At 60.6% G+C, this 21929-nt stretch carries 24 protein-coding genes; 19 read left to right on the top strand and 5 right to left on the bottom strand.

Annotated elements, in window-relative coordinates; all coding sequences use genetic code 11:
* The first annotated feature begins 44 nt into the window (after positions 1–44).
* Together C4J87_RS19055 and C4J87_RS19050 are read left to right on the top strand one after the other, a co-directional pair.
* Entirely contained in the window at positions 45–1511 is a 1467-nt protein-coding gene (locus C4J87_RS19055; RefSeq protein ID WP_124368016.1) for a cytosine permease, read from the top strand.
* Complete coding sequence (locus C4J87_RS19050) at positions 1504–2421, top strand: PfkB family carbohydrate kinase (protein WP_124368015.1); 918 nt, start codon at positions 1504–1506, stop codon at positions 2419–2421. The genes C4J87_RS19055 and C4J87_RS19050 overlap by 8 nt, the downstream gene beginning before the upstream one ends.
* Positions 2422–2538: 117 nt before the next feature.
* On the opposite strand, the gene C4J87_RS19045 is transcribed toward C4J87_RS19050, so the two are convergent.
* The 3 genes from C4J87_RS19045 to C4J87_RS19035 are packed head-to-tail and all read right to left on the bottom strand — an operon-like array spanning position 2539 to position 3633.
* Positions 2539–2916, bottom strand: a complete 378-nt coding sequence (locus tag C4J87_RS19045) for a Rho termination factor N-terminal domain-containing protein (RefSeq protein ID WP_124368014.1) — start codon at positions 2914–2916, stop codon at positions 2539–2541.
* A gap of 48 nt (positions 2917–2964) precedes the next feature.
* Entirely contained in the window at positions 2965–3231 is a 267-nt protein-coding gene (locus C4J87_RS19040) for a hypothetical protein (RefSeq protein WP_124368013.1), read from the bottom strand.
* Positions 3232–3282: 51 nt separating this feature from the next.
* On the bottom strand, positions 3283–3633 hold the full coding sequence (locus C4J87_RS19035; protein WP_124368012.1) for a hypothetical protein: 351 nt from the start codon (positions 3631–3633) through the stop codon (positions 3283–3285).
* Between the two features lie 191 nt (positions 3634–3824).
* Here C4J87_RS19035 and C4J87_RS19030 point away from each other — a divergent pair, with 191 nt between their 5' ends.
* The 6 genes from C4J87_RS19030 (at position 3825) to C4J87_RS19005 (ending at position 9756) form a co-directional block, all read left to right on the top strand.
* Positions 3825–4304 (top strand): GNAT family N-acetyltransferase, encoded by a 480-nt coding sequence (locus C4J87_RS19030; RefSeq protein WP_124368011.1) that lies wholly within the window; start codon positions 3825–3827, stop codon positions 4302–4304.
* A gap of 150 nt (positions 4305–4454) precedes the next feature.
* Positions 4455–5276 carry an SDR family oxidoreductase gene (locus tag C4J87_RS19025; RefSeq protein ID WP_124368010.1) on the top strand — a complete coding sequence of 274 codons (822 nt, stop codon included), beginning with the start codon at positions 4455–4457 and terminating at the stop codon, positions 5274–5276.
* A 32-nt stretch (positions 5277–5308) separates the two neighbouring features.
* On the top strand, positions 5309–6289 hold the full coding sequence (locus C4J87_RS19020; protein ID WP_124368009.1) for a substrate-binding domain-containing protein: 981 nt from the start codon (positions 5309–5311) through the stop codon (positions 6287–6289).
* A complete protein-coding gene (araG, locus tag C4J87_RS19015; RefSeq protein ID WP_124407937.1) occupies positions 6286–7785 on the top strand; it encodes an L-arabinose ABC transporter ATP-binding protein AraG in 1500 nt (499 codons plus the stop codon). Before C4J87_RS19020 ends, araG begins: the two co-directional genes overlap by 4 nt.
* 19 nt (positions 7786–7804) lie before the next feature.
* Positions 7805–8770 carry an L-arabinose ABC transporter permease AraH gene (araH, locus tag C4J87_RS19010; protein WP_124363990.1) on the top strand — a complete coding sequence of 322 codons (966 nt, stop codon included), beginning with the start codon at positions 7805–7807 and terminating at the stop codon, positions 8768–8770.
* Between the two features lie 182 nt (positions 8771–8952).
* Positions 8953–9756, top strand: coding sequence for an IclR family transcriptional regulator (locus tag C4J87_RS19005; RefSeq protein WP_124368007.1), 804 nt, complete (start codon positions 8953–8955; stop codon positions 9754–9756).
* Here C4J87_RS19005 and C4J87_RS19000 read toward each other — a convergent pair whose 3' ends face one another.
* Positions 9757–10809, bottom strand: coding sequence for an NAD(P)-dependent alcohol dehydrogenase (locus C4J87_RS19000; RefSeq protein ID WP_124368006.1), 1053 nt, complete (start codon positions 10807–10809; stop codon positions 9757–9759). It abuts the gene before it with no gap.
* A gap of 183 nt (positions 10810–10992) precedes the next feature.
* Between C4J87_RS19000 and C4J87_RS18995 the strand changes: the two genes are divergently transcribed.
* A complete protein-coding gene (locus C4J87_RS18995) occupies positions 10993–11886 on the top strand; it encodes an AraC family transcriptional regulator (RefSeq protein ID WP_124368005.1) in 894 nt (297 codons plus the stop codon).
* Positions 11887–12238: 352 nt separating this feature from the next.
* Here C4J87_RS18995 and C4J87_RS18990 read toward each other — a convergent pair whose 3' ends face one another.
* On the bottom strand, positions 12239–13903 hold the full coding sequence (locus tag C4J87_RS18990) for an electron transfer flavoprotein-ubiquinone oxidoreductase (protein WP_124368004.1): 1665 nt from the start codon (positions 13901–13903) through the stop codon (positions 12239–12241).
* Between the two features lie 505 nt (positions 13904–14408).
* Here C4J87_RS18990 and C4J87_RS18985 point away from each other — a divergent pair.
* The 10 genes from C4J87_RS18985 (at position 14409) to C4J87_RS18940 (ending at position 21839) form a co-directional block, all read left to right on the top strand.
* Positions 14409–15158 (top strand): electron transfer flavoprotein subunit beta/FixA family protein, encoded by a 750-nt coding sequence (locus C4J87_RS18985; RefSeq protein WP_124368003.1) that lies wholly within the window; start codon positions 14409–14411, stop codon positions 15156–15158.
* Positions 15159–15160: 2 nt separating this feature from the next.
* A complete protein-coding gene (locus tag C4J87_RS18980; protein WP_124368002.1) occupies positions 15161–16090 on the top strand; it encodes an electron transfer flavoprotein subunit alpha/FixB family protein in 930 nt (309 codons plus the stop codon).
* Between the two features lie 72 nt (positions 16091–16162).
* Entirely contained in the window at positions 16163–16978 is an 816-nt protein-coding gene (locus C4J87_RS18975) for an ABC transporter substrate-binding protein (protein WP_124368001.1), read from the top strand.
* 9 nt (positions 16979–16987) lie between these two features.
* Complete coding sequence (locus C4J87_RS18970; protein ID WP_124368000.1) at positions 16988–17350, top strand: DUF4398 domain-containing protein; 363 nt, start codon at positions 16988–16990, stop codon at positions 17348–17350.
* Complete coding sequence (locus C4J87_RS18965) at positions 17347–18159, top strand: OmpA family protein (RefSeq protein ID WP_124367999.1); 813 nt, start codon at positions 17347–17349, stop codon at positions 18157–18159. Before C4J87_RS18970 ends, C4J87_RS18965 begins: the two co-directional genes overlap by 4 nt.
* Before the next feature lie 268 nt (positions 18160–18427).
* Positions 18428–19867, top strand: coding sequence for a PLP-dependent aminotransferase family protein (locus tag C4J87_RS18960; RefSeq protein ID WP_124367998.1), 1440 nt, complete (start codon positions 18428–18430; stop codon positions 19865–19867).
* 94 nt (positions 19868–19961) lie between these two features.
* Complete coding sequence (locus tag C4J87_RS18955) at positions 19962–20438, top strand: translation initiation factor 2 (RefSeq protein WP_124367997.1); 477 nt, start codon at positions 19962–19964, stop codon at positions 20436–20438.
* Between the two features lie 159 nt (positions 20439–20597).
* Positions 20598–20852, top strand: coding sequence for a YkgJ family cysteine cluster protein (locus tag C4J87_RS18950; protein ID WP_124367996.1), 255 nt, complete (start codon positions 20598–20600; stop codon positions 20850–20852).
* A 41-nt stretch (positions 20853–20893) separates the two neighbouring features.
* Entirely contained in the window at positions 20894–21499 is a 606-nt protein-coding gene (locus C4J87_RS18945) for an START domain-containing protein (RefSeq protein ID WP_124367995.1), read from the top strand.
* A gap of 79 nt (positions 21500–21578) precedes the next feature.
* Complete coding sequence (locus C4J87_RS18940) at positions 21579–21839, top strand: hypothetical protein (RefSeq protein WP_124367994.1); 261 nt, start codon at positions 21579–21581, stop codon at positions 21837–21839.
* The last annotated feature ends 90 nt before the right edge of the window (positions 21840–21929 follow it).

Here is a 21929-nt window from a genome sequence, read left to right as displayed (position 1 = left end):
ACGCGTTGCCACAACCACAACAATAAAGCATCAGGAGCCCCTACATGAGCAGCCCTTCTTCCGGCCAAGGCGCCGGGCAATTGGAAACGCGCGGCATCGAACCGGTCCCCGAAGGCGAGTGCAACGGGCATCCGCTGCAGCTGTTCTGGGTATGGTTCGCGGCCAATATCAGCATCCTCGGCTTGCCGCTCGGCGCCACGCTGGTGGCGTTTCGTGGCCTGGCCATCTGGCAGGCGATCATCGTCGCGGTCCTCGGCGCTGCCGGCTCTTTTGCGGTGGTGGGCATCATCTCCATCGCCGGTCGCCGTGGCCGCGCGCCCAGCCTGACCTTGTCCCGCGCGATCTTCGGCGTACGCGGCAATATCGGGCCGACCCTGGTGTCGCTGATGTCGCGCCTGGGCTGGGAAACGGTCAACACCACCACGGCCGCCTTTGTGTTGCTGTCGCTGTGCTCGATCCTGTTCGGTTCCCCGGTGGAAGCGAAAAGCGCGCCGTTGCTTACCCTGATCTTCATCGGCCTCTTCGTGCTGCTGACCCTGGCCGTTTCCGGCCTGGGCCATGCCACCTTGCTGGTGATCCAGAAATGGGCGACCTACGTGTTCGGCGCCCTGAATATCCTGGTGGGCGGCTTCCTCTGCGCCACCATCGATTGGAGCGCGGTGTTCAACGCCACCCCGGCGCCGCTGAGTGCCATGATCATCGGCGTCGGCACCATGGCGGCCGGCACCGGTATCGGTTGGGCCAACGCCGGTGCCGACATGTCGCGTTACCAGCATCGCAGCGTCAAGGCGGTGCGCCTGGTGGCCTCCGCCGCGTTCGGCGCGGGCATTCCGCTGGTGTTGCTGATCACCCTTGGCGGCCTGCTGTCGGTGGGTAACAACGACCTGGCGTCGGCCACGGACCCGATCATTGCGATCCGCGACATGCTGCCGACCTGGATGGCGGTGCCTTACTTGATCACCGCGTTCGGCGGGCTGCTGTTGTCGAATAACCTGTCGGTGTATTCCGCCGGTCTTACCACCCTGACCCTGGGCTTGAAGGTCAAGCGTGTGCATGCGGTGATCGTCGACATCGTGGCGATTTTTGCCGGCTCCATTTATTTCATGCTGATCGCCGACAGCTTCTACGGCCCGTTCATTACCTTTATCTCGTTGCTGGCGGTACCGATCACCGCCTGGGTGGGGATTTTCGTGGTCGACCTGATTCACCGTCACTACTACAGCCCCACGGATTTGCTGGATGTCAGCTCGAGCAGCGCCTACTGGTATCGCGGCGGTGTGGAGTGGCGCGCGTTTGGCGCGTGGGCGTTGGCCATCGTGCTGGGGTTCAGCTTCACCACCATCGGCACCACCGCCGACAACATCTGGTTTGCCGGGCCGCTGTCCGACTCCTGGCTCGGCCATAACGGCCTCGGCTGGGTCGTCACCTTCCTGGTAGCCGGCGGGGTGTACGCAGTATTGGGCGGCGCGGCCGATCGGCGTGCGGCTTTAGTCGAGAGCCCTAATGTCTAGATTGCTGCACACCGGGCAGGTCATCGTCGACCTGGTCATGGCCCTGGATAGGTTACCGGCGAGCGGTGGCGACGTGCTGGCCAGCTCTGCCCGTTTCGAAGCCGGTGGCGGCTTTAACGTCATGGCTGCGGCGCGGCGCAATGGCCTGCCGGTGGTTTACCTGGGGCGGCACGGCAGCGGCCGATTTGGTGACCTGGCCCGCGCTGCGATGCAGGCCGAAGGGATCGAGATGGCATTGCCGGCGAGCGGCGGCAAGGACACTGGCCTGTGCGTGGCCCTGACCGAAGCCACCACGGAGCGCACGTTCATTTCCCATCTGGGTGCTGAGGGTGAACTCAGTGCCGAAGACCTCGCCGGCATCGTCCCGCGTGCCGACGATTACGTGTATGTCAGTGGTTACAGCCTGCTGCTTGAAGGCAAGGCGCAGCCACTGATCGACTGGTTGCTGGCGCTGCCGCGCAAGGTGATGGTGGTGTTCGATCCGGGCCCGCTGGTCAAGGCGCCGGACTCGGCCTTGATGCGCGCGTTGTTGCCGCGTATCGATATCTGGACCAGCAACGGCCCTGAAGCCCTGGCATTCACCGGGGCCATGGATATCGCCGCCGCGTTGCCCGAACTGAGTCGACACCTGCCGGCCGAGACGCTATTGGTGGTGCGCGATGGGCCGAATGGTTGCTGGGTGGGGCAGGTGGGCGATATCAAGCATGTGCCCGGTTTCAGGGTGCAGGCAGTGGATAGCAATGGTGCAGGGGATGCGCATGCGGGGGTATTCATTGCCGGATTGGCAAAGGGCTTGAAACCGGTTGAGGCGGCCCGTCGAGCGAATGCGGCAGCGGCGCTGGCGGTGATGCGCTGGGGGCCGGCAACTTCCCCTGGCACCGCCGAGGTCGACGCATTAGTTTCTGAATAAACACACATCAAAATGTGGGAGGGGGCTTGCTCCCGATGGCAGTGGGTCAGCTATAGATGAACTGGCTGACCCACCGCCATCGGGAGCAAGCCCCCTCCCACATTTGTTCGGTGTTTTTCAACCGGCCTTGCGTAGCGCTTCGATCAACTCATCCTTACGCATGGTCGAACGCCCGGGAATATCCTTGGCCCGCGCTTCTTTCATCAGGCTTTCCTTGGTTTGCGTGCCTAGCGACGCGCGGCTGCTGCGAGGCTGTCCCTCACGGCTGGCTGCCGCGCGCTTCGCCGAATCCTGGCGATCTTGGGCCTTCTTCGCTGGCGCTTTGCGTTTGCCGGATCCGGCCTTTTCGCCGCCGCCAGACTGCCTGTTCACGGTAGCCCAGGCACGGGCTTCGGCTTCTTCCTTGGACACGCCCTTGTGCTCATAACTGTCTTCGATATGAGCGGCCTTGCGTTTCTGTTCGGTGGTGTATTTGGCTTTGCTTCCACGAGGCATCGCTAAAACTCCTTCTGGCCCCAGCTGCGGGGCCAGACCAGAAATGAATCACTGAACGGATGGTTCTTCGAGCTTGCGCGCTTCTTCTACACCCGACGCGGTCAACTTGATCGGCAGGTTCAACGAATATTCACCGGCGTCGTCAGTGGTCACATGCCCATCCCTGATCAGCCCGCGGTCCTGCAAGTGCGCCAAGACACTGGCGACTTCTTTTTCGCCGCGGTAGTTGTCCAGCACCTCCTTGCCCAAGCCTTGCGGATGGGCATGCAGCAGGCGGGTGAGGACTTCTTTTTCAAGGTTTGTATCGACGTTCATGTGTACCTCTTCACTGGGAAATGATCGGGTGTCCGTCTTGCCGTGGATCTATCAAGGCGCTGGTTGCTTCGGTGCACCCGGCAGATTCGAGTCGTCGCCTTTATTGATCTTCGGCTCGTTGACCGAAGGGCCCATTTTGCCGTTACCGACGGCGGCAGGTGCCTGACGTTGGGTATCGTGACCCTGGGTACGAGGGTCGGCGCCTTTGGTGTTGTCGATGATCGCGCCGCCATTGGTGTCCAGGCCTGTGCCCATGGAATCCTGGGATTCCTGGGTGGCAGGGCTTGGTGGGGAGCCGACCGGGTCCGTCGTACCGGTGGACGAAGTCGCGGCAATGGCGCTCAGCGACGCTGCAGACAATAGGCCGGTGAGAGCGAGGGCAGCCAATTTGGAATTTTTCATGAGGGTGTCTCCATATGATTGATGTCCTTACCCTGTATTGGTCAGCCCCAAATTGCGGTTCGTGCCTTGATGGCGACGAACGGTCTTGCGTGACCTGTAAGATTTTGTGTGCCCGCCACATGGAAAATGCGCTGCAATCGGTCATCAAAGCGTCTTAGTATGTGGGCTTTGAACTTGCCCAAGGCGCACCCATGACCATCGAGATTCGCCCCGCCGTACCCAGCGATGCTGCGCAGATTCTGACCTTCATCACGGAACTGGCCGAGTATGAAAAAGCCCGGCACGAAGTGATCGCCAGCGTGGCGGATATAGAGCGCAGCCTGTTCAGCGAGGGCGCCACCGCCCACGGCCTGATCTGCTTGCGCAACGGCTTGCCGATTGGCTTTGCGGTGTTCTTTTTCAGCTATTCCACTTGGCTGGGCAGCAACTGTCTTTACCTGGAAGACCTTTATATCAACCCGGAACAACGTGGCGGCGGGGCGGGCAAGAAGTTGCTGCGCCACCTCGCCAAGATCGCCTGCGACAACGGCTGTGGCCGCTTCGAGTGGAGCGTGCTGGACTGGAACGAGCCGGCGATTGCCTTCTATAAATCCATCGGCGCGCAGCCCCAGGAAGAGTGGGTGCGCTATCGCATGGAAGGCGATGCGCTGAGGGATTTCGCCCAAGGCTGACAGGCGCCCCGGAGCCGGCCATTCATGGCCGGTTTTTTAATGTCTTTGCTCACATTATGGGACGTAAATTTATATATTGAGATATTTCGAGGTCTGGGTTTATAGTCGCCTGCATCAGCACTCACTGCCAAAAATAAAACAGGTGAAGCGATGCAGGCACAACCGTTGTCCTTACCCGCCGTGCCCGAGCCGACTTACGGCGAGCGCCTCAAGCACAAGGTGGTGATCATCACCGGCGCCGCACAAGGCATTGGCGAGGCAATCGTCGCCTGCTTCCAGGCGCAGCAGGCGCGGTTGGTGATCGCGGATATCCAGGCGGACAAAGTCGAAAAAGTCGCGGCCCATTGGCGCGAGCGTGGCGCCGAGATTGTCGCGCAGGCCGTCGATATCACCTCCAAGGAGCAATGGCAGGCGCTGGTCACTGTGGCCATCGAGCGCTTCGGCCGCGTGGACGTGCTGGTCAACTGCGCCGGGGTCAATGTGTTTCGCGACCCGCTGGAAATGACCGACGAGGACTGGCGCCGCTGCTTCGCCATTGACCTTGACGGCGCCTGGTACGGTTGCCGCTCGGTGCTGCCGCACATGATCGAGCAGGGCATCGGCAACATCATCAATATTGCTTCCACCCATTCCAGCCACATCATTCCCGGCTGCTTTCCTTACCCTGTCGCCAAGCACGGCCTGCTCGGCCTTACCCGCGCCCTTGGCATCGAATACGCGCCCAAGGGTATTCGCGTGAATGCCATTGCGCCGGGCTATATCGAAACCCAGCTCAACGTCGACTACTGGAACGGGTTCCCTGACCCCTCTGCGGAGCGTCAGCGTGCGTTCGACCTGCACCCGCCCAAGCGCATCGGCCAGCCCATCGAGGTGGCGATGACCGCGCTGTTTCTGGCGACCGACGAGGCGCCCTTTATCAATGCCACCTGCCTGATGATCGATGGCGGGCGGTCGGTGATGTACCACGACTAAAGCGTTTTCCAATAACAACAATGAGGTGGTCCATGTTCAAGAAAACACTCGGCGCTGTGGCGCTTGCGATGGCGTTCAGTGGGTTCGTATCCGCTGAGGAAGTGAAGATCGGTTTTCTGGTCAAACAGGCCGAAGAACCCTGGTTCCAGACTGAATGGGCCTTCGCCGAAAAAGCCGGCAAGGAGCACGGTTTCACTGTGATCAAGATCGCCGTGCCCGACGGTGAGAAAACCCTTTCGGCCATCGACAGCCTGGCGGCCAACGGCGCCAAGGGCTTCGTGATCTGCCCGCCGGATGTGTCCCTGGGCCCGGCGATTGTCGCCAAGGCCAAGGTCAACGGCTTGAAAGTAATGGCCGTGGACGACCGCTTCGTCGATGCCAAGGGCAACTTCATGGAGGACGTGCCGTACCTGGGCATGGCCGCGTTTGAAGTGGGCCAGAAGCAGGGCGCCGCCATGGCTGCCGAAGCGAAAAAACGCGGCTGGGACTGGAAGAACACCTACGCGGTGATCAACACCTATAACGAACTCGACACCGGCAAGAAACGCACCGACGGCTCGATCAAATCCCTGGAAGAAGCCGGCATTCCCAAGGACCATATCCTGACCGCCGCGCTGAAAACCCTCGACGTGCCAGGCAGCATGGACGCCACCAACTCGGCGCTGGTCAAGCTGCCCAGCGGCGCGAAAAACCTGATCATCGGCGGCATGAACGACAACACCGTGCTCGGCGGCGTACGTGCTACCGAAAGCGCCGGTTTCGCGGCGGCTAATGTGATCGGCATCGGCATCAATGGCACCGACGCCATCGGCGAATTGAAGAAAGCCGACAGCGGCTTCTTCGGTTCGATGCTGCCCAGCCCGCATATCGAGGGCTACAACACCGCGTTGGCGATGTACGAGTGGGTCACCACCGGCAAGGAACCGGCTAAATACACCGCCATGGACGAAGTGACCTTGATCACCCGCGCCAACTTCCAGGAAGAACTGACCAAAATCGGCCTATGGAAATGACCGGTGCGGCCTTGCGTTTCAACGGCATCGGCAAGGAGTTTCCCGGTGTGAAAGCCCTGGCGCAGATCAGCTTTGAAGCGCGGCCGCACTCGGTGCATGCGCTGATGGGCGAGAACGGCGCGGGCAAGTCGACGCTGCTGAAGATCCTCGGCGGCGCCTATATCCCCAGCAGTGGCACGCTGCAGATCGGCGAGCAGACCATGGCGTTCAAGAGCGCCGCCGACAGCATTGCCAGCGGCGTCGCGGTGATCCACCAAGAGCTGCACCTGGTGCCGGAAATGACCGTGGCCGAAAACCTCTTCCTCGGGCATATGCCGTCGCGCTTTGGTGTGGTCAACGGTGGTTTGCTGCGCCAGCAGGCGCTGGCGTGCCTCAAGGGCCTGGCCGATGAAATCGACCCCCAGGAGAAGCTGGGTCGCCTGTCCCTGGGCCAGCGCCAGCTGGTGGAAATCGCCAAAGCGCTGTCCCGTGGCGCCCATGTGATCGCCTTCGACGAGCCGACCAGCAGTTTGTCTGCCCGCGAAATCGATCGGTTGATGGCGATCATCACGCGCTTGCGCGATGAAGGCAAAGTGGTGCTCTACGTATCGCACCGCATGGAAGAAGTGTTCCGCATCTGCGACGCGGTGACGGTATTCAAGGATGGCCGCTTTGTGCGCACCTTCGACGACATGGGCACATTGACCCACGACCAGTTGGTGACCTGCATGGTCGGCCGCGATATCCAGGACATCTACGATTACCGGCCACGGCAGCAGGGCGACGTCGCGCTCAAGGTCGACGGCCTGCTCGGGCCGGGCTTGCGTGAACCGGTGAGTTTCCAGGTGCACAAGGGCGAGATTCTCGGCCTGTTTGGCTTGGTCGGCGCAGGGCGTACCGAGCTGCTGCGCCTGCTCAGCGGCCTTGAGCGCAAGACGGCGGGGCAGCTGGAACTCTGCGGAGAAAACCTGCACCTGCGCTCCCCGCGCGATGCCATCGCCGGTGGGGTGCTGTTGTGCCCTGAGGACCGCAAGAAGGAGGGCATCATTCCACTGGCCAGCGTCGCGGAAAATATCAACATCAGTGCGCGTGGCGCCCATGCGGCATTTGGCTGGCTGTTGCGCGATCACTGGGAGAAGGGCAACGCCGACACGCAGATCAAGGCGCTCAGGGTGAAAACGCCGAACGCCGAACAGAAAATCATGTACCTGTCCGGCGGCAACCAACAAAAGGCCATTCTCGGCCGCTGGTTGTCGATGCCGATGAAAGTGCTGCTGCTGGACGAGCCCACGCGCGGTATCGACATCGGCGCCAAGTCGGAGATCTATCAGATCATTCACAACCTCGCGGCGCAGGGCATTGCGGTGATCGTGGTGTCCAGCGACCTGATGGAAGTCATGGGCATCTCCGACCGCATCCTGGTGATGAGCGAAGGCACCCTCACCGGCGAGCTACCCCGCGAACAGGCGGATGAAGCACGGCTGTTGCAACTGGCACTCCCGCGTACGCGGGCTTGAAGAATACGAGGGTACGGGTATGTCTGAGGTAAAAACTGCAAAGGGCTTCTGGCCGGGTTTCAACCAGCGCAAATTCCTGGATGACTGGGTGATGCTATTGGCGGCGCTGGGCATTTTCGTGCTCAGCGCGCTGTTTATCGACAACTTCCTGTCGCCGCTGAACATGCGCGGGCTGGGCCTGGCGATTTCAACCGTGGGCATCGCTGCGTGCACCATGCTGTTCTGCCTGGCGTCGGGGCACTTCGACTTGTCGGTGGGCTCGGTGATCGCCTGCGCCGGCGTGGTGGCGGGGATCGTGATTCGAGATACCGACAGCGTAGTGCTCGGCGTGTCGGCGGCCTTGGCCATGGGCCTGCTGGTGGGGCTGATCAACGGCATTGTCATCGCCAAGCTGCGCATCAACGCGCTGATCACCACCCTGGCGACCATGCAGATTGTGCGCGGCCTGGCCTACATCTTCTCCAACGGCAAGGCGGTGGGGGTGATGGACGAGCGCTTTTTTGTGTTCGGCAACGGCCAACTGATGGGCGTGCCGGTGCCGATCATCATTACCGTGTTGTGCTTTGTGTTCTTTGGCTGGCTGCTCAACTACACCACCTATGGGCGCAACACCATGGCGATTGGCGGCAACCAGGAAGCGGCGCTGCTGGCCGGGGTCAACGTTGACCGTACCAAGATCATCATCTTTGCCGTGCACGGTCTGATCGGCGCCCTGGCCGGGGTGATCCTGGCCTCGCGCATGACCTCGGGCCAGCCGATGATCGGCCAGGGCTTTGAGCTGACGGTGATATCGGCGTGCGTGCTGGGCGGGGTGTCGCTGAGCGGCGGTATCGGCATGATCCGCCATGTGATTGCCGGGGTGTTGATTCTGGCGATCATCGAGAATGCGATGAACCTGAAAAACATCGACACGTTTTACCAGTACGTGATCCGGGGTTCGATTCTGCTATTGGCCGTCATCATCGACCGCATGAAGCAACGCTGATCAAATGTAGGATGAGGACTAAATGTGGGAGGGGGCTTGCTCCCGATAGCGGTGTGCCATTCAGCACATCTGCTTCTGAAGCACCGCCATCGGGAGCAAGCCCCCTCCCACATTTTGATCTCCACTGTATTGAAGATCGGTATTTGCCATAATGCCCCCGCTTTCATACCTATAGGCCCGATATGCTGGAAAACCCCCACACCCCCGTCAAAGACACCGCCCCCACCGGCACCCAGACCCTGCTGCGCGGACTGGGCGTGGTGCAAGCGGTGGCGGCGGGCGCGCGGGATCTCAAGGAGATCGCCCGGCGCATCGGCACCACCCGCAGCACCACGCACCGCCTGGCCAGTTGCCTGGTGGAGGAGCGTTACCTGCGCGTGGTGCCGCAAGTCGGTTACCTGCTGGGGCCGAAGCTGATCGAGTTGGGCTTCCAGGCGCGCGAAGAACTGCCCTTGGTCAACCTGGCGGTGCCTTACCTGGACGAGTTGTCAGCCCTCACCGGCGACACCATCCACCTGGCGATTCGCGAATACGACGAGGTGCTCTACCTGCACAAGAACCCCGGTCGTAACGGACCGGAAATGCGCTCGCGGGTGGGCCATCGCATGCCACTGGCGCGCACCGGCATCGGCAAGGCGCTGATGTTGGATGACGGTGTGGAAGAGTGGCAGCGCCTGTACCAAGTCAGCCTGCCGGCGGGGGGCAAGAACCTGCAGTGGCCGAAGCACCCCGAGCAATCCTGGGCGCAGTTCGAGCAGCGCATGCATGAATACGTGGTGGGCGGTTATGCGTTCGACCTGGAAGACAACGAACCGTCGATCCGTTGCGTCGCGGCACCGGTGCGCGATGCCAGCCGGCGAATCGTCGCCGGCATCAGCATCGCCAGTACCGTGCCCTACATGCCGCTGGAGAAAATGGCCGAGCTGATCCCTGTGATCAAACAGGTCGCGGCTCGGCTCTCGGCGGAACTGGGCGCGAAGGCCTGATCAGGCCTTCAGGGTCGCCATGTCGATGACGAAGCGATACTTCACATCACCGGCGATCATCCGCGTGTAAGCCTCGTTGATCTGGCGGATGTCGAGCATCTCGATGTCGCAGGTGATCCCATGCTCGGCGCAGAAATCCAGGACTTCCTGGGTTTCGGCAATGCCGCCGATCAGCGAGCCGGCCAGCACTTTACGGCCCAATACCAGTTTGGCGGCATTGACGGGCGGGTCCACCGGCTCGATCAAGCCGACCAGGATATGCACGCCGTCAAAGCGCAGTACATCCAGGTAGGGGTTCAGGTCGTGCTGCACCGGGATGGTGTCGAGCAGGAAGTCGAAATGCCCGGCGGCGGCTTTCATCTGCTCGGCATCGGTGGACACGATCACATGGTCGGCGCCCTGGCGACGGCCTTCTTCGGCCTTGCTTGCCGAGCGCGTGAACAGCGTCACTTCGGCGCCCATGGCCTTGGCGAACTTGATACCCATATGGCCCAGGCCGCCCATGCCGAGGATCCCGACCTTGTCGCCGGCTTTGACGCCGTAGTGTTTGAGCGGCGAGTACGTGGTGATGCCCGCGCAGAGAATCGGCGCAGCGCTGGCCAGGTCGAGCTTGGCCGGGATCTTCACCACAAAGTGCTCGCTGACCACGATGCTGTCGGAGTAGCCGCCCATGGTGTTGCTGCCGTCCACACGGTCCGGGGTGGCGTAGGTCATGGTCGGGCCTTCGAGGCAGTATTGCTCGAGGTTCGATTGGCAGGCGTCGCAGTGGCGGCATGAGTCGACCATGCAGCCCACGCCGACCAGATCACCGACCTTGTGCGCGGTAACACTGGCGCCGACGGCGGTGACCTTGCCGACGATCTCGTGGCCGGGCATCAATGGGTAAACGGCAATGCCCCATTCGTTGCGCGCCTGGTGGATATCGGAGTGGCACACGCCGCAGTAGAGAATCTCGATAGCCACGTCATCGGCACGCGGGCTGCGGCGCTCAAACGACATGGGGGCGAGGGGAGTAGTGGCCGACTGGGCGGCGTAACCGATGGCGGTGTACATGGAGAAACCTCGCAAAAAGCAATGGACAGTGAGGCGGGCCATTCTCCCTGTCGACCGAATCAGCGGCCATGGCGATTGCTCCGAGTCTCATGCCTATTCGTCCGGGAGTGCCCAGTGTTTGGATGCATCCGCAGCCAGACCTGCGATGATGTTCTCATCCCTTTTTTCGCGAAGTTTTTTGCCATGCTGCTGACCCGCCACGTCGACGCCAACGCCACGCTGGTTTCCTTGATTGAGGGGCTCGCGTCCCGCGACGGTTTTTCCCCAACCCATCTGCCTGGCGTGCAAGTGCTGCGCGCCAGTTGCGATGTGGCGCGCGGGCCGCAGATCTACGAGCCGAGCCTGATGTTCGTGGCCCAAGGCAGCAAGGTCGCCTACCTGGGCCCGCGTACCCTGGAATATGGCGCCGGGCATTACCTGATCCAGGCGATGCCCGTGCCGTTCGAATGCGAGACCTTCGCCATGGCGCCCGGCGCGCCGCTGTTGGGCGTCACAGTGGGTATCGATCGGGTGGTGTTGGGTGAGTTGGTGATGGCCATGGGCATGCAGGCCGGGCCACCGCCGGCTGCGCAGACGTTGGAGTCGATGAGTTCGGTGGTGCTCGATGACGCCATGCGCGGGTGCGTCGAACGGCTGTTGCAGTGCCTGCACGATCCGCTGGAGAGCCGGATCATGGGCCCGGCGCGGGTGCGCGAATTATTGTTCATGGCGTTGCGTGGGCCCCAGGCCGATGTGTTGCGTGCGTTGGTGGAACAGCAGGGGCAGTTTTCGCGGATTGCCACGTCATTGAATCACCTGCATGCCCATTACGCCGAGCCGCTGAACATCGAGACGCTGGCCGGTTATGCGCACATGAGCGCATCGACCTTTCACGAACACTTCAAGCGCTGCACGCTGTTGTCGCCGGTGCAGTATCTCAAGCGCTTGCGGCTGCTCAAGGCGCAGCAATTGCTGCTGGTGGACGGCATGGGCGTGGCGCAGGCGGCGCACAGCGTGGGGTATCAGAGCACCTCGCAGTTCAGTCGCGAGTACAAGCGCTACTTCCTGCGCAATCCTGGTGAAGAGCGGGCTGCCTGATTCTCCCTGGCTCAACGGGATCCAAATGTGGGAGGGGGCTTGCCCTAAAGTCAGTTAAGCGTACACCGCCGTCTGTAGGAGCGAGCTTGCTCGCGAAAAACGTCAACGATAACGCGTGCTTTCTGAATGAACGCGGTGCCTGTGAGTTTTTCGCGAGCAAGGGCTAGCCGCCCGCCTCGTTCCTACAAAAAGCCTTAACTGACTGGCATTAGGGCTTGCCCCCGATAGAGGTGTATCAGTCACAAATTGGCTGACTGATCCACCGCCATCGGGAGCAAGCCCCCTCCCACATTTTTTTTTTAATTGATGTGGGCCATAAAAAAGGCTCCCACTTGGGGAGCCTCGTTTTGGCTTACATATTCGGGTAAGTCGGCCCGCCCGCACCTTCCGGTGTCACCCAGGTGATGTTCTGCGAAGGGTCCTTGATGTCACAGGTCTTGCAGTGCACGCAGTTCTGGGCGTTGATCTGAAAGCGTTTCTCGCCGTCTTCTTTAGTCACGACTTCATACACGCCGGCCGGGCAGTAGCGCTGCGCCGGTTCATCGTAGAGCGGCAGGTTGGTGCCGATCGGGATGCTCGGATCCTTGAGTTTCAGGTGGCACGGCTGTTCTTCTTCGTGGTTGGTACCGGAGATGAACACCGAGCTCAGCTTGTCGAAGCTCAGCTTGCCGTCGGGTTTGGGGTAGTCGATCTTCTTGCTGTCTTTGGCCAGCTTGAGGCAGGCGTAGTCCGGCGTGGTGTCGCGCAGGGTGAAGGGGATCTTGCCGCCAAAAATATTCTGGTCGAGCCAGTTGAAGCCGCCGCCGAGGATGGCGCCGTATTTGTGCACCGCCGCGCCGAAATTGCGGCTGGCGAACAGTTCTTCGTACAGCCAGCTGGCTTTGAAGCTGTCGACATACGCGGTGAGTTCATCACCGCCTTCGGATTCGGCAAACAGGCGGTCGGCCACGGCGTCGGCGGCGAGCATGCCGGACTTTATCGCGGTGTGGCTGCCTTTGATCTTGGAGAAGTTCAGGGTGCCGAGGTCGCAGCCGATCAGCGCACCGCCCTTGAAGACCATCTTGGGCAGCGAATTCAGGCCGCCTTTGGCGATAGCGCGGGCGCCGTAGCTGACGCGCTTGCCGCCTTCCAGGTATTGGGCCAGCACCGGATGATGCTTGAGGCGCTGGAATTCATCGAACGGCGACAGGAAGGTGTTGCTGTAGGACAGGTCGACGATCAGGCCGACCACCACCTGGTTGTTTTCCAGGTGATAAAGGAACGAGCCACCGGTGTTCTCGTTGCCCATGATATCCAGCGGCCAACCGGCGGTGTGCACCACCAGGCCTGGCTGATGTTTGGCCGGGTCGATGTCCCAGATTTCCTTGAGACCGATGCCGTAATGCTGGGCGTCGGCGTCGCTGTCCAGATTGAAACGCTGGATCAGTTGCTTGCCGATATGCCCACGGCAGCCTTCGGCGAACAGCGTGTACTTGCCGCGCAATTCCATGCCCGGCGTGTACAGGCCTTCCTTGGGCTTGCCTTCGCGGTCGACGCCGAGGTCGCCGGTGATGATGCCACGCACCACGCCGTTTTCATCGAACAGCGCTTCCTGGGCGGCGAAGCCCGGGTAGATTTCCACGCCCAGGTTCTCGGCCTGCTGGGCGAGCCAGCGGCACAGGTTGCCCAGGGAGATGATGTAGTTGCCTTCGTTGTGCATGGTCTTGGGCACAAAGAAGTCCGGAACCTTGGTGGAGGTCTCGCTGCTGCGCAGTACATAGATGTCGTCACGCACCACCGGCGTGTTGAGTGGGGCGCCGAGAGCTTTCCAGTCCGGGAACAGTTCGTTCAGCGCGCGCGGTTCGAAGACCGCGCCAGAGAGGATGTGTGCGCCCACTTCGGAGCCCTTCTCGACCACGCAGACGCTGATTTCCTTACCGGCTTCGGCGGCCTTCTGCTTCAGTCGGCAGGCGGCGGACAGGCCAGCCGGGCCGGCGCCGACGATGACCACGTCGAATTCCATGTATTCGCGTTCCACAGGCTATCTCCTACTCAAGGCTCAACAGGCTTTTTTTCTAATGGGTGGAGGTTCGGTACGGCCCTGCTGCAACGGCAAGACCCACCTTTCTCTCTGGGTGGCGCATTATATCTACACCACTGGCAGCGTCCAATACAAACGTTTGTTTGAATTGCCCGCAGCCTAGGTAAATCAAAGCAACGCGGCTTATGACTGACCATTTTGCCGTATTGACCAGAATAGGCGTTCCGGTCAATATACGGTCGGTTTTGCGCTTACCGTAGGCAGAGTGCAGGTTTCAAGAGCACGTCCAAAAGCAAGACAGATGACGCGCGCCGTATGCTGGCGCGCAGTTTACACACTGCGATAAAGAATGACTTCTCAGTCACCCCTGACGAACGGTCATCATTTTTCCATCGCCGAGTCATCCGCTGACGTTTTTGGAGGTGCCCTTGTGTGCCGATGAGCATCAACCGCCAGGCTTGCCTAGGCGACTTTCTTTTCACCGGAGAGTAACGAGGAATCCATGAAGGTTCTTGTAGCTGTCAAACGCGTTGTCGATTACAACGTGAAAGTTCGCGTCAAGGCGGACAATTCCGGCGTCGACCTGGCTAACGTCAAGATGTCGATGAACCCATTCTGTGAAATCGCCGTGGAAGAAGCCGTACGCCTGAAAGAGAAAGGCGTGGCGACCGAGATCGTCGTGGTTTCCATCGGCCCGACCACTGCCCAGGAACAGTTGCGTACCGCCCTGGCACTGGGCGCCGACCGCGCCATCCTGGTCGAGTCCGCTGAAGAGCTGACCTCCCTGGCCGTGGCCAAGTTGCTCAAGGCCGTTGTCGACAAGGAACAGCCTCAGTTGGTGATCCTTGGCAAACAAGCTATCGACAGCGACAACAACCAGACCGGCCAGATGCTGGCTGCACTGACCGGTTACGGCCAGGGCACCTTCGCTTCCAAAGTGGAAGTGAGCGGCGACAAGGTTGCCGTGACCCGTGAAATCGACGGCGGCGCGCAGACAGTTTCCCTGAACCTGCCGGCCATCGTCACCACCGACCTGCGTTTGAACGAGCCGCGCTATGCGTCTCTGCCAAACATCATGAAAGCCAAGAAGAAGCCTCTTGAAGTGCTGACTCCAGACGCTTTGGGCGTTTCCACCGCCTCTACCAACAAGACCATCAAGGTTGAAGCACCGGCTGCACGCAGCGCGGGCATCAAGGTCAAGTCGGTGGCTGAACTGGTCGAGAAACTGAAAAACGAAGCGAAGGTAATCTAACCATGACTATCTTGGTAATCGCAGAACACGACAACAAAGTGCTGGCTCCGGCCACCCTGAACACTGTGGCTGCAGCCGTTAAAATCGGTGGCGACATCCACGTACTGGTAGCAGGTCAGGGCGCTGGCGCCGTGGCTGAAGCCGCTGCGAAAATCGCCGGTGTGAGCAAAGTCCTGAACGCTGACAATGCAGCCTACGCGCATCAGCTACCGGAAAACGTTGCTCCTCTGGTTGCAGAGCTAGGCGCTGGCTACAGCCACATCCTGGCCGCCGCCACGTCCAACGGCAAAAACATCCTGCCACGCGTTGCCGCGCAGCTGGACGTCGACCAGATCTCCGAGATCATCTCGGTTGAAAGCGCCGATACCTTCAAGCGCCCGATCTACGCCGGTAACGCCATCGCTACCGTACAGTCCAACGCAGCGGTCAAAGTCATCACCGTACGTGCCACCGGTTTCGATCCGGTTGCCGCTGAGGGTGGTTCGGCATCGGTTGAAGCGGTTGCCGCAGCCCACGACGCTGGCACTTCCAGCTTTGTCGGCGAAGAGCTGGCCAAGTCGGATCGCCCTGAGCTGACCGCTGCCAAGATCGTCGTTTCCGGCGGGCGTGGCATGCAGAACGGTGACAACTTCAAGCACCTGTACGCCCTGGCCGACAAGCTCGGCGCAGCGGTCGGCGCCTCGCGCGCGGCCGTCGACGCAGGTTTCGTACCCAACGACATGCAGGTCGGCCAGACCGGCAAGATCGTGGCACCCCAGCTGTACATCGCCGTCGGTATCTCCGGCGCGATCCAGCATTTGGCCGGTATGAAAGACTCCAAGGTGATCGTTGCGATCAACAAGGACGAAGAAGCACCAATCTTCCAGGTGGCTGATTACGGCCTGGTGGCGGACTTGTTCGAAGCCATCCCCGAGTTGGAGAAGCTGGTCTAATCCAGTCGCTTCACTTATAAAGAGCCCGGTCTTGTGACCGGGTTTTTTTTTGACGTGTGGGAGCACCTCGCCATGCAATTGCGTCCTTTGATCCTGCTGCTGGGCCTTACGCTGCTGCCGACAATGTCGCTGGCGGCCGGCAAATGCGAGCGCCTGGTGATCACCGGCAGCCCGGATGCACCGCCCTTGCTGTGGCGCGACCCGCAGGACCCGACCCACCTGATCGGCGCCACCGCCGATGTGTTGCAACAGGTGGCCACGGACCTCGGCCTGAAAATCGACCTGCTTTACGGCGGCAAGCGCTCCCTGGCTCTGGATGAAGTTCGCAGCGGACGCATGGATGTGCTCGCCGATGCGCCGTTGAACCTCGGCGAGTTGCAAACCCTCGACTACATACACCCGGCCTTGATGCAGATCGATTACCTGGTCTGGACGCGCAAGGACTCGTCTTTGATCTATAGCACCGCTGCCGACTTGCAGGGCCACAAGGGGGCCGTATCGGAGCGCGCACGCTTGAGTGCCGGGTTCGAAACCGTTGCCAGCCAGCAATTGACCCTGCAGCGTCTGCCTGGCCTGACGCCGGCGTTCCAGAAACTGTTGCTGGGGGAGGTGGACTATGTGCTCGCCAGCCGCTATTCCGGCATGGCCATGGCCCAGAGCCTGGGTATGAGCGATGACCTGGTGGCGCGCGACATACCGATCGATCAGCCCGGCCTGTACCTGGCGATTTCCCACAATTCCGCCTGCAATGATCCGTGGCTGCGCGGACAGCTGGCCAAAAAGATGACAGAATTGCCCGCGTCCGGTGTGGCGGAAACCGCGTTGCAGCGCAATCTCGAGCGCTGGAAGGCGCAATTGCAACAAGCCGTCGGCACCCCAACAAAGTAGGGATTTTCAGTGACTCTTCGACCTCTTTTCGCGGCCTTTGCCGTTGTCGCTCTGGCGGGATGCGCCACCGATCCTGCGCCGACCGAACAAATGCGCCTGACCCAGCAAGCCCTGGAGCAAGCCAGCGCGGTCGGCGCCAATGCCGATGAATCGACCGAGCTGAAACAAGCCGAAGACAAATTTGCCAGAGCCAGGGCCGACATGGCCGACCAGTCCTACAAACACGCGCGCATGCGGGCCGAACAGGCTGAGCTGGATGCGCGCCTGGCCGAAGCCAAGGTGCTGACCGGCAAGAGCCAGGAGCAATTGAACGTGGTCAACACCCGCATCGCCCGCCTGCGCAAGCAGTTGCAGCTGGGAGAAGCCCAATGAGCCCGACGATGCGTGGTTTGAGCGCTGTATTGCTGCTGAGCAGCGTAGCGTTGGGCGGTTGCGCCAGCCAGCCCACTGGCGAGCAGGCACTGCAACAGGCCAGCAGTGACTTTCAGCGGGTCAAGGAAGACGCCAATGTATTGCGTTTCGCGCCCAAGGATGTAATCCGCGCCGGTGAGTCCCTGGCGCGTGCCGATCGCCTGTCCAGCTACTGGGGCAGCGGCGCCGACGTGGTGCATTACGCCTACCTGAGCCAACGCTACAGTGCCATTGCCCATGAACACACCGAGCAGGGACTTAACGCCGAGCGCCTGGCCAAACTCGAGTTGGAGCGCCAACGCCTGCAACTGGCCTTGCGTGAGAGCAAGCTGGCCAGCGTGCAACAGCAGGGCAAGTGGGTCGAACAGCAAATCGCCAGCCTGACCACCCAGACCGACCGTGGCCTGGTGATGACCCTGGGCGACGTACTCTTCGATACCGGCGAAGCCGAGTTGCAGAACTCGGCCAACCGCACGGTGTTGAAGATCGTGCAATTCCTGCAACTGAACCCCAGGCGCAAGGTGCGCATCGAGGGCTACACCGACAACACCGGGGGCGAGCACGACAACCTGACCCTGTCCCATGACCGCGCGCAATCGGTGGCGGATGTGCTGATTGACCTGGGCATCGACGAAAAACGCATTCAGGTCGAAGGGTATGGCGACAAATACCCCGTGGAGGCCAATGCGTCCGAACGTGGCCGCGCGCAGAACCGCCGCGTGGAAATTGTGTTCTCCGACGAAAAAGGCCAACTGGGCGCCGCTCGCTGAAGTCTGGCGCAACTCAAAATGTGGGAGGGGGCTTGCTCCCGATGGCAGAGTGTCAGTCACTGAAGTGTTGACTGAACCACCGCTATCGGGAGCAAGCCCCTCCCACATTTTTCTGTATACACCTGAAAATTCTATTCACGACCCCTACAGTTTTTTCTGTCACTCCTTCCCGCGCTCGACTATTGTGGCAACTGTCCCCGTACACTTCTAAACTGTGCCGGTATGTTTCACACAAAAATAAAATACCCGTGAAATCGAGTGCTGCGTCATGACCAATCTGTTGCTCTACCAACGTATCGCCCAGCAACTGGCTGAGGACATCCGGCGTGGTGTTTATCAGCCGGGGGAGCGTGTGCCTTCGGTGCGCAAGATGAGCTCTCAGCTCAACGTGAGCCATGCCACGGTGCTGCAGGCCTACGCCAATCTGGAAGACCAGGGGCTGATCCGGGCGCGGCCGCAGTCGGGCTATTACGTGCACCAGACGCCGGCACTCACGGCGCCAACCCCAGACATTGCGCGGGTTGAACGCCCAGGGTTGGTCACCCGCAGCAGCATCATCCAGCAAGTGCTGGTCGAGTCGCGCCGTGAAGGCGTATTTCCCTTGGGCGCGGCGGTGCCGAGTGTGGATTACCTGCCGGTACGGGCGTTGCACCAGCAGTTGGCCAAGGTCACGCGTTTCCAGAGCCCGCGTGCATTCAGTTACATGTTCAGCCCCGGTTTCGAACCGCTACGCCGCCAAGTGGCGATTCGCATGCGCGATGCCGGCGTGGTGGTGGACCCGTCCGAAGTGGTGATTACCCACGGCTGCGTCGACGCGTTGCAGATGTCGCTGCGCGTACTGACGCGCCCCGGCGACCTGATCGCCGCTGAGTCACCGACCTACTACGGCTTGCTGCAACTGGCCGACCTGCTCGGCCTCAAGGTCATCGAGATTCCCAGCGACCCGGCCACCGGCATGAGCCTGGAGGCCCTGCAACTGGCCGCCAACCAGTGGCCGATCAAGGCGCTGGTACTGACCACGCGCCTGAGCAATCCGTTGGGCGGCACCATGCCCGAAGAGCGGCAGAAACAGTTGCTGCGCCTGGCCTCGGATTTCGATATTCAAATTGTCGAGGATGATATCTACGGCGAGTTGATGTTCGAACTGGGCCGCACCAAGGCCCTGAAAGCCTATGACCGTCTTGACCGGGTCATCTACTGCTCGAGTTTTTCCAAGACGTTATCCCCCGGCGTGCGCATCGGCTGGATGATCGCCGGTAAGTACCAGCAGGAAATCCAGCGTTTGCAGATGTTCAGCACCCACTCTGCGTGCAGCGTCACACAGATGGGCGTTGCTGCGTACCTGGAGAACGGTGGTTACGACCGGCACCTGCGTTACATTCGCCAGGAATACCGCAAAAACCTCAGCGCTTTCCAACTGGCGGTGCAGCAATATTTCCCCGAAGGCACTCAGATGACCCGTCCGACCGGCGGCTTCATTTTGTGGGTCAGTTTGCCGGGACGGGTCAATACCCAGGAACTGCATGTGCGTGCCCTGCAACAGGGCATCAGTATCGCGCCGGGGCTGATCTTCAGTAATACGGAACAGTTCAACCACTGTATCCGTCTCAATTGCGGCACCCCGTGGAACCGCGAGGCAGAGCGTGCGCTGATGACCCTGGGGATGCTTGCCAGCCAGTTATGCCAGGAGACGGCGGCGGGCCTTTGAGGGGCATAAAAGGGGACAAGATTGATCTCTGTGCTTGTCATGCCACGCACAACAAGCGAGCATATGGCCTTCTGCCGTTAATGCTGTTGGCGATATGACCTCTATTTTTCGCGCTGTCTGGATGGTTGGCTTGATAAGTCTATGCAACGTCGGCACTGCGCTGGCGGCCGCGCCTGTGACGGACACCAAGCCTGCTGCAAGCGTCGAACAGAAGACCGCTGCGAAAAAGCCGGCACCGCAGGCGAAGAAAAAAACCGCCAAGGTAAAGAAGCGCGCACCGATTGCGAGCAAGTCCAAGTCTGCCCACGAAGTCGCCCAGACCAAGCTGCCACCGGCACAGTTGGACCTGTCCCTGCCCTCGGACATGGTCAGGCTGCTGCAACCCATCGGCACCATGCCCAAACCCAAGAGCGTGCCGTTATTGCCGCCGATGTTCAGTGAAAAACCGTCCGACAACAGCGCGTTCCAGATCAACGGCCGCTTGCTCAGCAACGAGATGAAGCTGCAGTTGCGCAACGAAGAACGACGTGACGTGGAAGGTGCTGCGCTGGATTTTGAATTCAAGCAATAAACCCCCGACCATCAGTGAGCCGCGCCACTGACCACCGGTCGTAGACTGGTCGGTCACTTCTGTTTTGTACGAAAACCCCTGTTGGACCATTTTAAAACGGCTGTTTAAGGGCGTACTCTAGCCCGGCCATCCCATTGAGTCGTCGAGGACCTGTTGGTCATGAAATGCCGTGAAGGCTGTGGCGCTTGCTGCATCGCCCCCTCCATCAGTTCGCCGCTGCCGGGAATGCCCCACGGCAAACCTGCGGGCGAACGCTGCCTGCACTTGTCGGTCGAACACCTGTGCCAACTGTTCGGCCAAGCGGAGCGGCCAGCGGTGTGCAGTGATTTCAAGGCAGATATCGAGGTCTGCGGCAACGACCAGGCCGACGCGATCCGCCTGATCGGTTGGTGGGAGCAGATGACGGCGGCTTGATGGGCTTTACTATCGGAACTTCAACAACAAGGAATACAACGATGGGTTCGCTGAAACGAATGGCTGTGGTATGCGGTTTTACGATGATGTTCGCTGGCGCTGCCCAGGCTGAGGATTGGCAAGAAGCCAAGAATGAGGACGGCATCAAGGTGTCCCTGAGCGAAGTGGCCGGCTCCAAGTACAAGGCCTATCGCGGTGTGGCTCTGATCAAGGCGCCCGTGGCGAAGATCCAGGCCCTGCAGGAAGATGTCGCCGGCGCCTGCTCGTGGATCCATGAGTGCAAATCCCAGAAACTGGTCGACAAGAAAGGCGATGAGGCCTGGACCTACACCCAATTCAAGGCACCGTTCCCGGTGACGGATCGCGACTCGTATATCCATGTCACCACCACCAAGGCCGCTGACGGTAGCGTTACCCGCACGTTGCAAGGGGTGCCGACGTACAAGCCGGAAGAAAAAGGCTATGTCCGGGTCGCCCAGGTGGAAGGTTTCTGGAAGCTGGTGCCCAAAGGCGCCAACGAGACCGAAGTGACCTACCAGGTGCACACCGAGCCCGGCGGCAGCGTGCCGTCGTGGTTGGCCAACAAGTTCGTGGTAGAAGCACCGTTCAACACGCTCAAAGCGCTGAAGGAACACGCCGAGAAGTAAACGCGCCTGATCCGGAGCCTCCTGCCTTGAGTGGAACGTTTGGTGAAGCTTCAAGGTCCAGATAGATGTGAGCCCACACATGGGTTTTATCGAGGAGGCACCGATGCCGAAGTGGAACATTTCTTTCATCAATGACCGTGGCGAACCGGTAGTCGAGCAGTTTGACTGGGATCATGAGCCGACGCTGGAAGAAGCTGCACAGCTGGTGCGCGTGCGTGTGTCGCCGGTATTGGAAAAGTTGGACCTCAACGATCTTGCCGATCGTGTCCCTGATCCCACGGTCAAGAGCTTGCACGATCAAAATGGTATCAAAGACCTCAAGGTCGAACCCTGCGCCTGAATATTCCCTGTAAGCGATCCATGCACCTCTGGTAGAGGTGATAGCTTCGCGTTACTCTGCAATCGAGATCAGCGAATGAATCGCTAAGGT

This window comes from Pseudomonas sp. R1-43-08, assembly GCF_003852255.1.
Lineage (GTDB): Bacteria > Pseudomonadota > Gammaproteobacteria > Pseudomonadales > Pseudomonadaceae > Aquipseudomonas.
Note: the sequence above shows the minus strand (reverse complement) of the source record. Positions and strands in the feature narration are given on the sequence as shown.

What these genes read in the sequence shown, in the direction of transcription:
- C4J87_RS19025 (WP_124368010.1), top strand. Translation starts at nt 4,455, where the DNA reads ATGCAGGCACAACCGTTGTCCTTACCCGCCGTGCCCGAGCCGACTTAC.
- C4J87_RS18950 (WP_124367996.1), top strand. Translation starts at nt 20,598, where the DNA reads ATGAAATGCCGTGAAGGCTGTGGCGCTTGCTGCATCGCCCCCTCCATC.
- C4J87_RS18960 (WP_124367998.1), top strand. Translation starts at nt 18,428, where the DNA reads ATGACCAATCTGTTGCTCTACCAACGTATCGCCCAGCAACTGGCTGAG.
- C4J87_RS19040 (WP_124368013.1), bottom strand. Translation starts at nt 3,231, where the DNA reads ATGAACGTCGATACAAACCTTGAAAAAGAAGTCCTCACCCGCCTGCTG.
- C4J87_RS19000 (WP_124368006.1), bottom strand. Translation starts at nt 10,809, where the DNA reads ATGTACACCGCCATCGGTTACGCCGCCCAGTCGGCCACTACTCCCCTC.
- C4J87_RS18955 (WP_124367997.1), top strand. Translation starts at nt 19,962, where the DNA reads ATGACCTCTATTTTTCGCGCTGTCTGGATGGTTGGCTTGATAAGTCTA.
- C4J87_RS18975 (WP_124368001.1), top strand. Translation starts at nt 16,163, where the DNA reads ATGCAATTGCGTCCTTTGATCCTGCTGCTGGGCCTTACGCTGCTGCCG.
- C4J87_RS18980 (WP_124368002.1), top strand. Translation starts at nt 15,161, where the DNA reads ATGACTATCTTGGTAATCGCAGAACACGACAACAAAGTGCTGGCTCCG.
- C4J87_RS18940 (WP_124367994.1), top strand. Translation starts at nt 21,579, where the DNA reads ATGGGTTTTATCGAGGAGGCACCGATGCCGAAGTGGAACATTTCTTTC.
- C4J87_RS19050 (WP_124368015.1), top strand. Translation starts at nt 1,504, where the DNA reads ATGTCTAGATTGCTGCACACCGGGCAGGTCATCGTCGACCTGGTCATG.
- C4J87_RS19005 (WP_124368007.1), top strand. Translation starts at nt 8,953, where the DNA reads ATGCTGGAAAACCCCCACACCCCCGTCAAAGACACCGCCCCCACCGGC.
- C4J87_RS18995 (WP_124368005.1), top strand. Translation starts at nt 10,993, where the DNA reads ATGCTGCTGACCCGCCACGTCGACGCCAACGCCACGCTGGTTTCCTTG.
- araG (WP_124407937.1), top strand. Translation starts at nt 6,286, where the DNA reads ATGACCGGTGCGGCCTTGCGTTTCAACGGCATCGGCAAGGAGTTTCCC.
- C4J87_RS19020 (WP_124368009.1), top strand. Translation starts at nt 5,309, where the DNA reads ATGTTCAAGAAAACACTCGGCGCTGTGGCGCTTGCGATGGCGTTCAGT.
- araH (WP_124363990.1), top strand. Translation starts at nt 7,805, where the DNA reads ATGTCTGAGGTAAAAACTGCAAAGGGCTTCTGGCCGGGTTTCAACCAG.
- C4J87_RS19055 (WP_124368016.1), top strand. Translation starts at nt 45, where the DNA reads ATGAGCAGCCCTTCTTCCGGCCAAGGCGCCGGGCAATTGGAAACGCGC.
- C4J87_RS18945 (WP_124367995.1), top strand. Translation starts at nt 20,894, where the DNA reads ATGGGTTCGCTGAAACGAATGGCTGTGGTATGCGGTTTTACGATGATG.
- C4J87_RS19030 (WP_124368011.1), top strand. Translation starts at nt 3,825, where the DNA reads ATGACCATCGAGATTCGCCCCGCCGTACCCAGCGATGCTGCGCAGATT.
- C4J87_RS18985 (WP_124368003.1), top strand. Translation starts at nt 14,409, where the DNA reads ATGAAGGTTCTTGTAGCTGTCAAACGCGTTGTCGATTACAACGTGAAA.
- C4J87_RS19035 (WP_124368012.1), bottom strand. Translation starts at nt 3,633, where the DNA reads ATGAAAAATTCCAAATTGGCTGCCCTCGCTCTCACCGGCCTATTGTCT.
- C4J87_RS18965 (WP_124367999.1), top strand. Translation starts at nt 17,347, where the DNA reads ATGAGCCCGACGATGCGTGGTTTGAGCGCTGTATTGCTGCTGAGCAGC.
- C4J87_RS19045 (WP_124368014.1), bottom strand. Translation starts at nt 2,916, where the DNA reads ATGCCTCGTGGAAGCAAAGCCAAATACACCACCGAACAGAAACGCAAG.